The 13,642-nt window shown below is 72.9% G+C and carries 14 protein-coding genes; 8 read left to right on the forward strand and 6 right to left on the reverse strand.

The features are described from left to right. Positions 1-223: 223 nt before the first annotated feature. The 6 genes from lysS to AC3X7R_RS03695 all read left to right on the forward strand — a co-directional run bounded on the left by lysS (position 224) and on the right by AC3X7R_RS03695 (position 7,067). A complete protein-coding gene (lysS, locus tag AC3X7R_RS03670; protein WP_489964204.1) occupies positions 224-1,984 on the forward strand; it encodes a lysine--tRNA ligase in 1,761 nt (586 codons plus the stop codon). Between the two features lie 46 nt (positions 1,985-2,030). Further along, positions 2,031-2,186, forward strand: coding sequence for a hypothetical protein (locus AC3X7R_RS03675; protein ID WP_489964205.1), 156 nt, complete (start codon positions 2,031-2,033; stop codon positions 2,184-2,186). A gap of 248 nt (positions 2,187-2,434) precedes the next feature. After that, complete coding sequence (locus AC3X7R_RS03680) at positions 2,435-2,848, forward strand: DUF3151 domain-containing protein (protein ID WP_489964206.1); 414 nt, start codon at positions 2,435-2,437, stop codon at positions 2,846-2,848. 29 nt (positions 2,849-2,877) lie between these two features. Next, positions 2,878-4,173: a hypothetical protein gene (locus AC3X7R_RS03685; protein ID WP_489964207.1), complete on the forward strand. Its 1,296-nt coding sequence runs from the start codon at positions 2,878-2,880 to the stop codon at positions 4,171-4,173. Between the two features lie 42 nt (positions 4,174-4,215). Further along, the gene (locus AC3X7R_RS03690; protein WP_489964208.1) at positions 4,216-5,700 is read left to right on the forward strand and encodes a DHA2 family efflux MFS transporter permease subunit; all 1,485 of its coding nucleotides are present in this window, start codon (positions 4,216-4,218) and stop codon (positions 5,698-5,700) included. Positions 5,701-5,798: 98 nt separating this feature from the next. Next, positions 5,799-7,067 carry a hypothetical protein gene (locus tag AC3X7R_RS03695; protein ID WP_489964209.1) on the forward strand — a complete coding sequence of 423 codons (1,269 nt, stop codon included), beginning with the start codon at positions 5,799-5,801 and terminating at the stop codon, positions 7,065-7,067. Between the two features lie 28 nt (positions 7,068-7,095). Here the strand turns inward: AC3X7R_RS03695 and AC3X7R_RS03700 are convergent, their stop codons facing one another. Continuing rightward, complete coding sequence (locus AC3X7R_RS03700) at positions 7,096-8,484, reverse strand: hypothetical protein (protein ID WP_489964210.1); 1,389 nt, start codon at positions 8,482-8,484, stop codon at positions 7,096-7,098. Between the two features lie 104 nt (positions 8,485-8,588). Further along, positions 8,589-9,623, reverse strand: coding sequence for a class II fructose-bisphosphate aldolase (fbaA, locus tag AC3X7R_RS03705; protein ID WP_489964211.1), 1,035 nt, complete (start codon positions 9,621-9,623; stop codon positions 8,589-8,591). A 481-nt stretch (positions 9,624-10,104) separates the two neighbouring features. Between fbaA and AC3X7R_RS03710 the strand changes: the two genes are divergently transcribed. Then, positions 10,105-10,281 carry a hypothetical protein gene (locus tag AC3X7R_RS03710; RefSeq protein ID WP_489964212.1) on the forward strand — a complete coding sequence of 59 codons (177 nt, stop codon included), beginning with the start codon at positions 10,105-10,107 and terminating at the stop codon, positions 10,279-10,281. Positions 10,282-10,340: 59 nt separating this feature from the next. On the opposite strand, the gene AC3X7R_RS03715 is transcribed toward AC3X7R_RS03710, so the two are convergent. Together AC3X7R_RS03715 and AC3X7R_RS03720 are read right to left on the reverse strand one after the other, a co-directional pair. After that, the gene (locus AC3X7R_RS03715) at positions 10,341-11,009 is read right to left on the reverse strand and encodes a YdeI/OmpD-associated family protein (protein ID WP_489964213.1); all 669 of its coding nucleotides are present in this window, start codon (positions 11,007-11,009) and stop codon (positions 10,341-10,343) included. A gap of 39 nt (positions 11,010-11,048) precedes the next feature. Beyond that, entirely contained in the window at positions 11,049-11,693 is a 645-nt protein-coding gene (locus AC3X7R_RS03720; protein ID WP_489964306.1) for a TrmH family RNA methyltransferase, read from the reverse strand. A gap of 97 nt (positions 11,694-11,790) precedes the next feature. Here AC3X7R_RS03720 and AC3X7R_RS03725 point away from each other — a divergent pair, with 97 nt between their 5' ends. Beyond that, a complete protein-coding gene (locus tag AC3X7R_RS03725; RefSeq protein ID WP_489964214.1) occupies positions 11,791-12,540 on the forward strand; it encodes a DedA family protein in 750 nt (249 codons plus the stop codon). Between the two features lie 18 nt (positions 12,541-12,558). Here the strand turns inward: AC3X7R_RS03725 and AC3X7R_RS03730 are convergent, their stop codons facing one another. Together AC3X7R_RS03730 and AC3X7R_RS03735 are read right to left on the reverse strand one after the other, a co-directional pair. Then, positions 12,559-13,278, reverse strand: a complete 720-nt coding sequence (locus AC3X7R_RS03730; RefSeq protein ID WP_489964215.1) for a hypothetical protein — start codon at positions 13,276-13,278, stop codon at positions 12,559-12,561. Next, positions 13,275-13,619 (reverse strand): PadR family transcriptional regulator, encoded by a 345-nt coding sequence (locus AC3X7R_RS03735; RefSeq protein WP_489964216.1) that lies wholly within the window; start codon positions 13,617-13,619, stop codon positions 13,275-13,277. The genes AC3X7R_RS03730 and AC3X7R_RS03735 overlap by 4 nt, the downstream gene beginning before the upstream one ends. Positions 13,620-13,642: the final 23 nt, after the last annotated feature.

Raw genomic sequence — 13,642 nt, forward strand, 5'->3', positions numbered from 1 at the left:
TGGCAACAAGTGCCCCGAGGTGGCGCGCGGCCATCCCCAACAATGGGACGCACGCGGCTCATGGGGAGCAGTTCCGCGTAGGTCCGGCATCCGGGGGGAGCCGGACCGTCATACGTCTCGGGAACACGCAAGAGTGCCGGAATCGAGCAGGGGACGATTCCGGCCTCGTGCTGCGTGGCGGGTAGCGTGAGCGACCCAGCCGCCCACAGCAGGAGTAGGTCGCGTGTCTCGTCGCACCCCACAGGCAGAGCCCAGGCCCGGGCAGAGCACCGGCCCGGTCGACTGGGTGACCCGCGCCGCCGACGAGGCCGTCCGCCACGCGGGTCCGGAGACGATCAGCGAGGACAACCCGGTGACCTGCGCCTCGGGCGCCTCGCCGTCGGGCCCGGTGCACCTGGGCAACCTGCGCGAGTTCCTCACCGTCCACTTCGTCGCCGACGAGCTGCGCCGCCGCGGCGTCCCGGTGCGCCACCTCCACTCCTGGGACGACTACGACCGTCTCCGCAAGGTGCCGGCCGGCGTCCCGGCCTCGTGGGCCGAGCACATCGGCCGTCCCCTCTCCGCCGTCCCGGACCCGTGGGAGTGCCACGACTCCTGGGCCGAGCACTTCAAGGCGCCCCTGCGCGACGCCCTCGCCGAGATGGGCGTCGAGATGGAGGAGGTCTCCCAGACGCAGATGTACAAGTCGGGGGCCTACCGCGAGCAGATCCTCATCGCCGTCCGCCACCGCGACCGCATCGACGAGGTCCTCGCCCGCTACCGGACGAAGGCCAAGGCCCCGGAGCCCGCCTCCGACCAGGAGGCCGCGGCGCTGGAGGAGTCGGTGGCCGAGGCCGACGAGGCGGCCGCCGAGGAGGCCGCCACCCCGGGCAGCGGTCCCGACCTCGCCCGGTTCCCCTTCAAGCCCTACTGCCGCGAGTGCGGCCGGGACACCACCACCGCCACGTCGTACGACGACGACAGCACCGACCTCGCCTACACCTGCTCGTCCTGCGGCTTCACCGGCGTCACCAACCTGGCCACCCAGGACGAGGGCAAGCTCGTCTGGAAGGTCGACTGGCCGATGCGCTGGACCTTCGAGGGCGTCAACTTCGAGCCCGGCGGAGCCGACCACGCCACCCCCGGCTCTTCCTACACCGTCGGCAAGGACGTGGTGAAGGTCTTCGGGGGCCGGGCGCCGTCGTTCGTCGCCTACGGGTTCGTCGGCTTCGCCGGCATGCAGAAGATGTCCTCCTCGGCCGGCGGGGTGCCGACCGCCACCGACGCCCTGCGCGTGCTGGAGGCGCCGATCCTGCGCTGGCTCTACGTCCGCCGCGCCCCCAAGCAGACCTTCAACATCGACTTCGGCCCCGAGGTGGTCCGGCTCTACGACGAGTGGGACGCCCTCGGGCGCAAGGCGGCCGACCCTGCCAAGCGCGACGCCGCGGTGCTCGCCCACGAGCGGGCCGTCGGCCCGGCGAGCGGCCCGCTGCCCACCTCCGCGGTCAACGTGCCCTTCCGCACCCTCTCCTCCGTCGCGGACGTGACCGCCGGGTCGGCCGACCTGATCAGCGCGGTGATCGGGCGCGTCGGGTTCGCCCACGACTCGGTCGCCGACCTCGAGCCGCGGCTCACCAAGGCCATGCAGTGGACGAGCGAGTTCGTCCCGGCCGAGGACCGCACCATCGTCCGGGAGACCCCCGACACCGAGCGGCTCGCCGCCCTCGAGCCGCGGGAGCGGCAGTGGCTCGACCTGCTGCTCGAGCACCTGCCCGCCCAGCTCGAGCTGGAGCCGGTCACCACCGTGGTCTACGGCGTGCCCAAGCTGGCCCACGGGCTGGCGGTCGACGCCGCCCCGACCGACGAGGTCAAGGCCGACCAGAAGGAGTTCTTCCGGCTCCTCTACAACCTGCTGGTCGGCAAGGACCGCGGACCGCGGCTGCCCACGCTGATCGTCGCGCTGGGTGCGGAGAAGGTGCGCGCGCTGCTCTCCATGCCATCCTGAGGGCCGAGCCAGGCCGAGCCAGGCCGAGCGAGGCAAGGAGCACAGCATGGGCGGGGACCCCCTTCACCCCCTCGACATCCCCGAGGAGACCAGCAACGCCGGCGTCTTCGGCTGGATGGCGGAGTCGCTCGGGCGCTCCTACGCCCTCCGGCTGGCCGCACCCAGCTCGGCAGCTGGCGGCGCAGCTACCAGTGGTTCCTGATCCTGGCCGTCCTGCTGACGACCGGGGCGCTCTTCGCCTCCGTCGTCCGCCTGGGCTGAGCGACGGTCCTCGCTCCTTCCGCCGCCGTCGCCCGGTCGGAGGAGCGGTTCCGCGACGAGGTCGCGGAGGCCCTGGTCCGCTCCGAGCCACCGCCGTGGATCGCCGACCCCCGCCCGGCGACGTGGCCACCCGACACCGGTCGACCCGGGGATCGGTGAGGCGTCGGCGACGGGTGACATGCTGGGGGCATGAATCACCTCGACCTGATGGCAGGTCCCCCGCCCACCCTCCTCCCCGAGGACCCCGCCGCCGCCGAGCTCGCGGCCGGCGGCTCCCCCACCGAGGCGGTGCGGAGCCACCCGGCGTCCCCCTTCGCCTGGGCCGCGATGGCCGAGCAGGCCCGTGACACCGGCGCCGACGACGTCACCGTCTACGCCTTCTCCCGCGTCGGCTACCACCGCTCCCTCGACATGCTCCGCCGCAACGGGTGGAAGGGTCACGGCCCGGTGCCGTGGGACCACGCACCCAACCGCGGCTTCCTGCGCTCCCTGGCCCTGCTCGCCCTCTCGGCCCGCGCGATCGGCGAGACCGAGGAGTGGGAGCGCTGCTCGGAGTTCCTCCGCGACTCCAGTCCCGCGGCGTACGACGCGCTGCTGGGCTGAGGAACCTGGAGCGGGGGCGGGGGACGGACGTGGTCACGATCACGCGCAGGAATCGCGCCGGACTCGTCGTCGGTCTCGTGACCCTGCTGCTGGGCGCATCGACCGCGCTGCCGGCGGCCGCGACCCGGGCCGAGCCCGGCGACCCGACGTGGCGGAGCACCCCCCGGATCCAGGGCCAGTTCACGCCCGCGCCCCTGTTCGAGGGCTCCTCCGCCCCCGCCCTCGACCCACGCTCCGGGGACCTGTTCGTCCCCACCGTCGAGGGCTCCGGACGTGGCCGACCGACGATCTCTCGGATCGACGGACGCACCGGTCGGGTGGAGTGGACTCGCCGCCACGGCCCCGACGGAGCTCACATCCACCACTTCGTGCTCGACCCCACGCAGCAGCGGCTGGTGGCCGGCGGCACCGAGCCCGACGCAGAGGGCTATGCCCACGGCGCGGTGACGGTGCGCGACCTCGAGGGCCGGCGGCTGTGGCGGGCCGTCGACCCCACGGGCCTCCGCCCGGTCGAGACCCACCAGGTGGCAACCGACCCGGTCAACGGCCAGGTCTGCATGCTCTCCCGGGACTTCTCCCTGATCGCTGACTCGGACCCCACCTGGAGCCTGGCGTGCTTCACCGGCACCGGGTCCCTGGTCTTCGCCCGCACGGGGTTCTCCCCCGACCCCCCGGACCACCTGGTGATCGACCCCGTGACCCACCGGGTCGTGGTCGTGGGAGGCCCGCGGGGACACCGCCCCGGCGTCATGGTCCTCAGCGCGGACGGCGAGCTGCTGTGGGAGCACGAGCTCGAGCGAGGTTTCTTCGTCCGGGACGTCCGGCTCGACCCCGAGCGCGGCCTGCTGCACGTCGCGGGGTCCCGCGGGCGCGTCGCCCGACTCGTGACGAGCGACCTGGACGGCACGGCCGTCCGCCGCGTGGGGCTGCGAGCGGCGGCCTCGCTCGACTCGAGCGTGATCACCGCGTCGGTGCGACCCCGTGACGGTCGCGTCGTCGTGGCCGGCGCCGCCGCGGGGTCGCTGCACCTGCTGACCGTCCGCCCCGGCGGGGGCGTGCGGCGGACTTCGACGCCCGGCTTCACCTGGCAAGCGCGGGTCAATGCCGACCCGGTCAGCGGACGGCTCTACGCAGTCGACCGACGGCGCCGCGAGCTCGTCGTCACCGCGCTCAGCCGCTCCGGGCGACGCCTCTGGGAGCACCGGATGCCCGAGGGCAAGAGCTACGGCGGAGCCTCCGGAGGGGTCCTGGACCTGCGACGCGACCGCTTCACCTTCGCCCGCTACCGGACCTACGTCACCGAGCTCGTCCAGCTGCGGAGCTGACCTTCGGGCCCCTCCTCACCGGGGACGAGGCATGATCTGTCGGTGACCCAGACCGTTCGCCCGGCTGCAGCGCCGTCGCTCCCCGAGAACCCCTGGCCCGCCCTGTGGGCGCTCTGCCTCGGCTTCTTCATGATCCTGGTCGACACCACGATCGTCACGGTCGCGACCCCGTCGATCATGGAGGACCTGGACGCCGACGTGAACTCGGTGGTGTGGGTGAGCAGCGCCTACCTGCTCGCGTACGCCGTCCCGGTGCTGATCACCGGACGGCTGGGCGACCGCTACGGCCCCAAGCGGCTCTACCTGGTGGGACTCGTCGTCTTCACCCTCGCCTCGCTGTGGTGCGGGCTGACCGGCAGCATCACCGGCCTGGTGCTGGCCCGGGTCGCGCAGGGGCTCGGCGCGTCGATGATGACGCCGCAGACGATGGCGGTCATTACCCGGATCTTCCCGGCGAGCCGCCGCGGCAACGCCATGGCACTGTGGGGCGCGACCGCCGGGGTGGCCACCCTGGTCGGGCCCATCCTGGGCGGCGTCCTGGTCGACGGGCTGGGCTGGGAGTGGATCTTCTTCGTCAACATCCCGGTCGGGATCGTCGCCTTCGTGCTGGCCTGGCGGCTGGTCCCGCAGCTCGACACCCACCCGCACCGGTTCGACTGGCTCGGCGTCGCGCTCAGCGGCGCGGGGATGTTCCTGCTGGTCTTCGGCCTCCAGGAGGGCCAGACCTACGACTGGGGCGCGATCACCGGGCCGATCACGGTGTGGCGGCTGATCATCACCGGGCTGGTGGTGCTGGGCCTCTTCGTCTGGTGGCAGGCCCGCAACCGGCGCGAGCCGCTGGTGCCGCTCGCGCTCTTCAAGGACCGCAACTTCTCGCTCGCCAACATCGCGATCACCACGGTCAGCTTCGGCTTCACCGCCATGGGCTTCCCGCTGATGCTCTACGCCCAGCTGGTGCGCGGCTGGTCACCCACCCAGTCCGGGCTGCTGCTGGTGCCGCTGGCGGTCAGCGCGATCCTGCTGGCGCGCACGGTGGGCAAGCTCGCCGACCGGGTGCACCCGCGGCTGCTGACGTCGTTCGGCTTCGTGGCGATGGGCGGCGCGCTCACCTGGCTGGCGCTCGCCCTCGGGCCGAGGACGCCGGTCTGGCAGCTCCTGCTGCCGCTGGCGCTGCTGGGGGTGGGCAGCGCCTTCCTCTGGTCGGTGCTCAGCACCACCGCCAATCGCAACCTCCCGATCCAGCAGGCCGGCGCCGGGGCGGGCATCTACAACGCCACCCGCCAGGTCGGCGCCGTGCTGGGCTCCGCGGGGATCGCCGTCCTGATGCAGTCCCGACTCTCGGCCAACGGGCTCGGTGCACACGGCGGCGGGTCTGCCGAGACCGCCACCGCCTCCGGCGGACTGCCCGAGCAGGCGTGGCCGGCCTTCAGCCAGGCGATGGGCGAGTCCCTGCTGCTGATCCCGGCGGTGCTGCTGCTGGGGCTGCTCGCCGTCCTGGCCTTCGAGGGGATGAAGCACGAGCACTGAGACAGGCACCGGGACGGGTTTCGACGACCCCGTCCCGGGGACAACCCCTGAGACCACGCGCGAGTCCCCCGGTGCTCGCACCGATCTCGGAGGTTCCGATGAGACCCACCACCGCCCGCACGCTGGTCGCGGCAGCCCTGCTTCCCGGCCTCCTCGGCCTGGGCCTCTCCGGGCTCGCCGCACCAGCGGCCGCGCAGGAGGGCGAGGACCGCGCGCCGCTGTGGCGCACCGATCTTCCCGGCGTCCTGCACTCCTACGACCTGGGGTTCGAGGACGGGGCGGTGCTCGACCCCGCGACCGGCGACGTCCTCGCGCACTTCCACGACACCTCCCAGCCGACCGCGCGCACCCGAGTCCGGCGTACCGACGGGGAGACCGGCGAGACGGTCTGGGAGCTCGGACTCGGAGGCGTCGGGTCCTCCAGCACCGAGATGACGATCGACCCCGACGGGGGCCAGGTCGTGGTCTCGACGGGCTCGAGGGTCTACGGGATCGGGCTGGACGGCGAGGTGCGCTGGACCGTCCGGTCGCGCCTGATGGGATTCGGGGCCGACCTCGTGACCAACCCGGCGACCGGCACCAGCTGCCTGACCGGCCACTACGACAACGCCGAGGTCGGCAGGAGGGCCCGCGCCACCTGGTACCTGGCCTGCTACGACCGGGACGGCAACCCCGTGGTCACCCGCCGCTTCGAGCACCGTGGGCTCACCTCCGGGCCCACCGCACTGGGGGTGGACCCCGAGCGAGGCACCTGGTACGTCGCGGGCACCCACCACGTGGTGGGAGGCGGCTCCCGGACGGTGCTGCTCGCCTATCGCGAGGGCGGCAAGCGCCTGTGGAGGGCGACCCGGGACCACCGCGACCGGCGCGCGCGGGTGACCGCCCTCGAGGTCGGCGCCAGCGGCGTGGTCCACGTGGGCGGCGGTCGCCGCGCCGGCGCCACCCTGGTCAGCTGGACCGCCGACGGGCGACCGTGGGGCGACCGGAGCTGGAAGTCGGGCCGCATCGTGGAGGACCTGGCCGCCGACGCCCCTGGCCGGCGCGTCGTCGCCGCGCTGGACACCCGCAGGGGGACGCAGGTGCGGGTGCTGCGCCCGCGCGGCCGGACCCTGAGCACGTTCGAGCAGGTGGACCGCTGGGGCGAGGACGCGGTCCTGGCCCTCGACCCGGGCAGCGGCCGGATCTTCGTCTCCGACGGCCACGTGGCCGCCTACACCTGGGAGGGCGGCCTCCTGTGGCAGGGCACGGAGCGGAAGCTCCGCACCCAGGAGGTGCTGGTCGACCCGGCGCGGGACCGGCTGATCGTGCTGGCGAGCTCCTTCGCCGGCGGTGCCGCCCAGCTCGGGCTCAGCGCCTACGCCCGATGAGGACCTGACCCGCGCGGGGCGAGGAGCGTCAGCGACCGATCTTCGCCTTGACCGTGACCGGGACGAAGCCGGACCGGGTGATCTTGGCCTTCACCTGGCGCGCCTTGCCGCCCGGGACCTTCAGCGTGCAGACGCCCTTGGCGTTGGTGCGGCACGTCTTCTTCCCGACCTTGACCCGGGCGCCGCGCACCCGATCGGCGCCGTCGCGGACCGTGACCTTGATCCTCTGGGCCCGCCCGGCCTTCCAGCGGGCCGGCTTGGCCTCGGCGCCGAGGCCGGGCCGGAGCTGGGTGTGGTGGACGCCGGCGGCACCGCCGGCCACAGTCAGGTCGGCGCCGCCGGCCGAGGCGGAGAGCTGGATCTTGTAGACCGAGCTCACGCCCGCCGGGGCCTTGATCCGGCGCGGGGCGGAGAACCCGGTGCCCGTCGGTCCGGTGTGCGCCACGAAGAGCCCGTCCGACCCGTACCAGGCGGCCCACAGTCGCCCGTCGGGGGCGGCGTCAAGGTCGTACTGGGCACTGCGGGTCTTCTTCGCGACCTTGACCGGCTTGGCCGTGCCGAGTCGCCACGCGGCGAGGTCGGCGTCGGCCTTCGTGTTGTAGGCGAGCCAGCTGGAGCCGTCGGCGCGGGTGACGAACGGGACGCGCTCCTCCGCCCAGCCCTGTGTCGAGTCCGGGGCGGTGACGGGCTCGCCGACGGCCGGCCAGATCTGTCGGACCCGGATGGCGGTGTCGGCCGTCGAGGTGCCGTTGTGGGACTGCCACGCGGCCAGGACGGTGTCGCCCACCCGGTTGAGCGCCACCCGGTAGCCGCCGGGCTGAGCGACCTGGTCCGCAGGCGCGTCGGTGGCGCGGCCGGTGACGGTGCCGACGCGCCACTTGATGCCGCTCAGCCCCGCCCAGGCCTGGATCGTGGTGCCGTCGGGCAGGTACGTCGCGTCCAGGCCGGAGTCACCCCAGGTGGTGTTGTCGCGACTCAGGGCCTCGCCGTGCACCGTCCAGGTGGCGCCCGAGTCCGTCGACGTGGCCTGGGCGAGGCGCCCCCAGCGCAGGTCGGAGGTACCGTCCAGCGAGGTGAAGACGACCCGCAGCTCTCCCGACGGGGTCGCCTGCAGGGTGGGCTGGTCACCGAGGCCGCTGACGTCCATCGGGAGCGGCGTCTGGCGCACAAGGGCGCCGCTCGGGGAGAGGAGCGAGTGCACGTAGCCGACGTTGCCGGAGGGGAGCTTCTCCACGTGCAGGGTGTGCAGGTTGCCGTCGGGCGTGCGGTGCATCGCCACCGACCCGCTGGTCCGGGTCTCCGCGGTGGAGAGCTGGGACCAGCTCCCGGACGCCGCCTCGGCGCCGGAGAGGGTCGCGGGCAGGACGACCGAGGTCGCGGCGAGGGCAAGGGCGGTGGCGGTGGCGCGAAGACGCACGTCTCTCCTTCGGTGGGTGCGCGAAGACGCACCGCCCGAGGCCGGGCGGTGCGCCTTCAGTGCTCTGTGCTGGGTGCTGCTGGGTGCTGCTCGGTGCTGCTGGGTCAGGCGCCCAGCGTGGTGCCGGCGGAACGGAGGTTCTCGCACGCCTCCACGATCCGCGCGGCCATGCCCGCCTCGGCGGCCTTGCCCCAGGCGCGGGGGTCGTACTGCTTCTTGTTGCCCACCTCGCCGTCGATCTTGAGCACGCCGTCGTAGTTCTGGAACATGTGGGCGGCGACCGGGCGGGTGAACGCGTACTGGGTGTCGGTGTCGACGTTCATCTTCACCACGCCGTAGTCGACCGCCGCGCCGATCTCCTCGGCGGTCGAGCCGGAGCCGCCGTGGAAGACCAGGTCGAACGGCTTGGCGCCGGTCTCGAGGCCGAGCTCGGAGACGACGGCCTCCTGGGCGGCCTTGAGGATCTCGGGGCGGAGCTTGACGTTGCCCGGCTTGTAGACGCCGTGCACGTTGCCGAAGGTCAGGGCGGTCATGTAGCGGCCCTTCTCGCCGGTGCCGAGCGCCCGCACGGTGGCCAGGGCGTCCTCCGGGGTGGTGTAGAGCTGCTCGTTGATCTCGTTGGCGACCCCGTCCTCCTCGCCGCCCACGACGCCGATCTCGACCTCGAGGATGATGTGGGCCGCGGCGCACTTGGCCAGCAGCTCCTCGGCGATCTTGAGGTTCTCGTCCAGCGGCACCGCGGAGCCGTCCCACATGTGCGACTGGAAGAGGGGCGCCTCGCCGCGGGCCACGCGCTCGGCGGAGATGTCGACCAGCGGCCGCACGAAGCCGTCCAGCTTGTCCTTGGGGCAGTGGTCGGTGTGCAGGGCGATGTTGACCGGGTAGTTCTTGGCGACCTCGGCGGCGTACGCGGCGAAGGCGACGGAGCCGGTGACCATGTTCTTGACCGAGGGGCCCGACAGGTAGTCGGCGCCGCCGGTGGAGATCTGGATGATGCCGTCGGAGCCTGCGTCCGCGAAGCCCTTGAGGGCGGCGTTCAGCGTCTGCGACGACGACACGTTGATGGCGGGGAAGGCGAAGCCCTTGGACTTCGCGGCGTCGAGCATCTCGGCATAGCGCTCGGGGGTGGCGATGGGCATCTGCTGGCTCCTCGGGATCTGCGCGGCGGTCTTCGCGGACGACGTTGCTCAGCCTAGTCGTCCGGCTCCTCGACGCTCAGCCCGGTCGAACCTCGGGGGTCGCTACGCTGCCGGAACCTGGCCCGGAACCTGCGTGCTCGGCACGCTCGCCGACCAGCTGTGACAACCGGCCGGGACGCCGCACCGTAGGAGGGGCATGGACCCGCGCCTCGGACTCGACCGACTCGACCGGCACCTCACAGGTGGGCCGCCGATGCCTCCGCTCGGTCCGACCCTGGCCGCGGGACGCCGCGCACTACGTCGGGGCCGAGCTGGTGGTGCGCCCGGGCATCGAGGTGCACCAGCGGATCGAGGACCCCGTGGGGGTGGAGCCCGACGGTCGGTCGGTCGGGCTCGACGTCCCTGGGACGGCTTCGAGGACCGGCTGGCCGACCAGGTGGCCGCCCCCCAGCGAGGACCCCACGACCCGGTCCCGGGGTCCGTGGACCCAGACCATGGACTCGCCTTCGAGCAGGACCGGCTGGTCGGGACACCGGGGCGGATCGAGGTGGTCGAGCAGGTGGACGCGCTCGACGGAGGCCCGGTGGCCGGGCGCACCCTCGCCCAGTTCCTCGAGGAGTCCCAGGCTGCCTACCAGGGCGGCGAGGGGCTGCGGTGACCGCTGCGTCGCCTGGCCGCGACCCTGTCGCCCCGCTGAGTCCCCCAGCGGGGCGAGGCTCAGCCCGCGGCCCCCTCGCCCAGCCCGAGCTCGCCGCGCAGCTTGCGCGCCCACGCCGGCTCGTCGCCGTACCGCTGGAAGCCGACCAGGACGCCCCGGGAGCAGCAGTCGACCAGCTCGGCCATCCGCTTGGCCCGGGTCGCGTCCTTCTTGGCCGAGACGACCCAGTGCACGACCGCGCGCCGGTACGACGGCGTCGCCCCCGCCCAGAACGCCGCCGCGGCCGGCGCCACCTCGAGCTCCGCCTGGAGCTCGGTCGGCAGCTCGTCGTCGCGGCCACCCTCGAAGGAGTAGACGCCGGTGCGGTCCTCGCGCCTGGCCTCGAAGGCGGCCAGCCCGGCGGGGTGCATCCGGCCCTCGGCGACCAGCCGCTCGACGTGCTCCACGTTGACCTTGCTCCAGTTGCTGCCCGGACGGCGCGGAGTCCAGCGCTGGCGCCGTGCGTCGTCGTCGACGGGCTGGGAGACCGAGTCGATCCAGCCGAAGCAGAGCGCCTCGGGCACAGCGGCCGCCCACGTCAGCCCGCGGTCCGGGACGTGCTTCTTCCGCAGCCCCATCCACAGCTCGTCCGCGGTGTCGTGGTGGGCCTCGAGCCAGGCGCGGAACTCCTCCGGCCCGGAGAAGAAGAGGGCCGGCTTCTCAGGCGTACCGCCCGGTGTCCCGATCATGGGCCCACGCTAGGGCCCGGGACCGACAGCCGTCACCCGTCACCCGCGCCAGGCACCCTCGTCGGACAGGTCGGCGTACTGCCGGATCCAGCTGTGCATCGCGATGGCGGCGGCCGCGCTGGCGTTGATCGACCGGGTGGAGCCGAACTGGGCGATGGAGAAGGTGCCGTCGCAGGCCGCCCGCGCGCCGTCGGAGAGCCCCGGGCCCTCCTGGCCGAAGAGGAAGCAGACCCGCCGCGGCAGCTCCATCGTCTCCAGGTGCGCCGAGCCGGGCAGGTTGTCGATCCCCATCAGCCGCACCGGCTCGTCGAGCCCGTGCAGGTACGCCGCCAGGGCGTCGGCGTCCTCGTGGTGGCGCACGTGCTGGTAGCGGTCGGTGACCATGGCGCCGCGCCGGTTCCACCGCCTGCGCCCCACGATGTGCACCTCGGCGGCCAGGAAGGCGTTGGCGCTCCGCACGATGGTGCCGATGTTGAAGTCGTGCTGCCAGTTCTCGATCGCCACGTGGAAGTCGTGGCGACGGGTGTCGAGGTCGGCGACGATCGCCTCCACGGTCCAGTAGCGGTAGCGGTCCACCACGTTGCGCCGGTCCCCGGCGGCCAGGAGCTCGGGGTCGTACTGCGCACCCGTGGGCCACTCCCCCTCCCAGGGGCCGACGCCGACCTCGGCACGGCCGTGCGGCATCGGGTCGTAGGGCGCGCGTGAGTCGGCCTCCTGGGGCTCCGTCTGCTCCTCGTCGCGCATGCGGGAAGAGTAGGTGGGCCCCGTTAGGGTGGCGCGCGTGACCTTGCTCCTGGACCTGCAGCTGCTCCTCCAGCCCCTCCTCCTGGGCATGGACTGGATGGATCCCGACTGGCTGCTGGACCGCTTCGGCGAGGAGCTCTTCTGGCTCAGCCTCGCGATCATCTTCATCGAGTGCGGGCTCTTCTTCCCGTTCCTGCCCGGTGACAGCCTGCTCTTCGCGATGGGGCTCTTCATCGCCGGCGAGAAGATCGACATCTTCCCCGGCGGCTCCTTCGTCGAGCTGCTGGTGGCACTGGGCCTCTTCACCGCCGCGGCCTTCCTGGGCAACGTCGCCGGCTACGAGATCGGGCGGGCGATCGGGACACCCCTCTACAACCGGCCGGACGGCAAGATCCTCAAGCGCAAGTACTTCGACCAGACCCAGGTCTTCTTCGACAAGCACGGCAACAAGGCGCTGGTGATCGGCCGGTTCGTGCCGTTCGTGCGCACCTACATCACCGTGGTCGCCGGCGTCACCAAGATGAGCCGCCGGCGCTTCTTCACCTGGAGCGCCATCGGCGCGGTCCTCTGGGTCCTCAGCATCACCCTGCTGGGCTACTTCCTCGGCACCGCCTTCCCGGCCCTCGGAGACAACATCGACAAGGCGATCATCGCGATCATCGCCTTCTCGGTGATCCCGATCGCCTGGGAGTGGTGGCGCCACAAGCGGACCAACGCCCCCGGCGCCGAGATCGGCCCGCAGGACGGCGGCCCGGACCGCGACATCATCGGCCAGGACGTCGACTGACCGTCGCCCGCTCCGGGCTCACCCCCCGGTCAGCACGTCCATCAGCACGAAGGCCCAGGCGGCCACGAAGCTGACCAGCTGCGGCAGCACCGCGCCGATCCGGGCGAGCCGCCGGGCGCGCCCGTCGACGGGTCCGCCCAGCGGGTCCACGACGGGGTCGTCCAGGTGGTCGCGCTCGGCCCAGGCATGGACCAACGACGCCACCAGGACCAGCAGCCCCACCGCGGCGATCGGCCGGGCCGGCAGGGAGAGCAGCACGACGTCCGCGAGGGCCATCAGCAGGGCGACCTGCAGACCGAACAGCGCGCACGCGCCTGCGACGATCTTCCACGGCGCGGCCCGCAGCACCGGGGAGATGAGCCGTGGGGTCAGCAGCACCAGGACCAGCACGAGGCCGACGAGCACCGTCGTTCCCGTGTCGAGGTCGAACCGCTCCCCGCGCCAGGCCTCGCCACCGGTGAAGGCGAAGGCCAGGAAGCCCAGCAGGTCGAGGGCGGCGTACCGCACGGTGCGGCGCATGCCCTCCTGCTGCGCCGCCGTGGCGCTCAGCCCGAGCGCCACGGCGTACTCACGCGGGGCCCCGAACGCCTCCGCCGCCGGCACCTGCGCGTCGGCGAGGAACTCCCGGGCGCTCGCCACGGCGTCGCCGATCCGGTGGCCGTCGACGCCGAGGAGCCTCAGCTCGAGGACGAGCTCGTCGAGCCAGCGCTGGTTCTCCTGCTGCAGCTCGGTGGTCATCTGGTCCCTCCCGGTCGGCGCAGGTGGTCGCCCACCATGCGGGTGAAGTCGGCCCACTCCTGGCTCTGGCGGTCGAGCTCGGCGGCGCCGGCGGCGGTCAGGGCGAAGTACTTCCGCCCCGGGCCACCCTCGCCTGCGCGCCACTCGACACTGACCCAGCCGGCGGTCTCGAGGCGGCCGAGGAGCGGGTAGAGCGTCCCTCCCTTGACCGCGCCGAAGCCCGCCTCCTCCAGCGCCCCGGCGACGGCGTACCCGTAGGTCGGGCCGTCGGCGAGCACCCGCAGCACGCAGAGCGCGAGGGTGGCTCGCACCCAGTCACTGGGCCAGGCGTGAACAGGCATGACTAGATAGTGTCACTAGTTAG

Source organism: Nocardioides sp. Z22_16, from assembly GCF_058134365.1.

Bases quoted from the DNA above. Each gene is read 5' to 3' on its own strand.
- AC3X7R_RS03675 (WP_489964205.1), top strand. From the start codon at position 2,031: ATGGGCGGGGACCCCCTTCACCCCCTCGACATCCCCGAGGAGACCAGC.
- AC3X7R_RS03680 (WP_489964206.1), top strand. From the start codon at position 2,435: ATGAATCACCTCGACCTGATGGCAGGTCCCCCGCCCACCCTCCTCCCC.
- AC3X7R_RS03695 (WP_489964209.1), top strand. From the start codon at position 5,799: ATGAGACCCACCACCGCCCGCACGCTGGTCGCGGCAGCCCTGCTTCCC.
- fbaA (WP_489964211.1), bottom strand. From the start codon at position 9,623: ATGCCCATCGCCACCCCCGAGCGCTATGCCGAGATGCTCGACGCCGCG.
- AC3X7R_RS03715 (WP_489964213.1), bottom strand. From the start codon at position 11,009: ATGATCGGGACACCGGGCGGTACGCCTGAGAAGCCGGCCCTCTTCTTC.
- AC3X7R_RS03720 (WP_489964306.1), bottom strand. From the start codon at position 11,693: ATGCCGCACGGCCGTGCCGAGGTCGGCGTCGGCCCCTGGGAGGGGGAG.
- AC3X7R_RS03730 (WP_489964215.1), bottom strand. From the start codon at position 13,278: ATGACCACCGAGCTGCAGCAGGAGAACCAGCGCTGGCTCGACGAGCTC.
- AC3X7R_RS03735 (WP_489964216.1), bottom strand. From the start codon at position 13,619: ATGCCTGTTCACGCCTGGCCCAGTGACTGGGTGCGAGCCACCCTCGCG.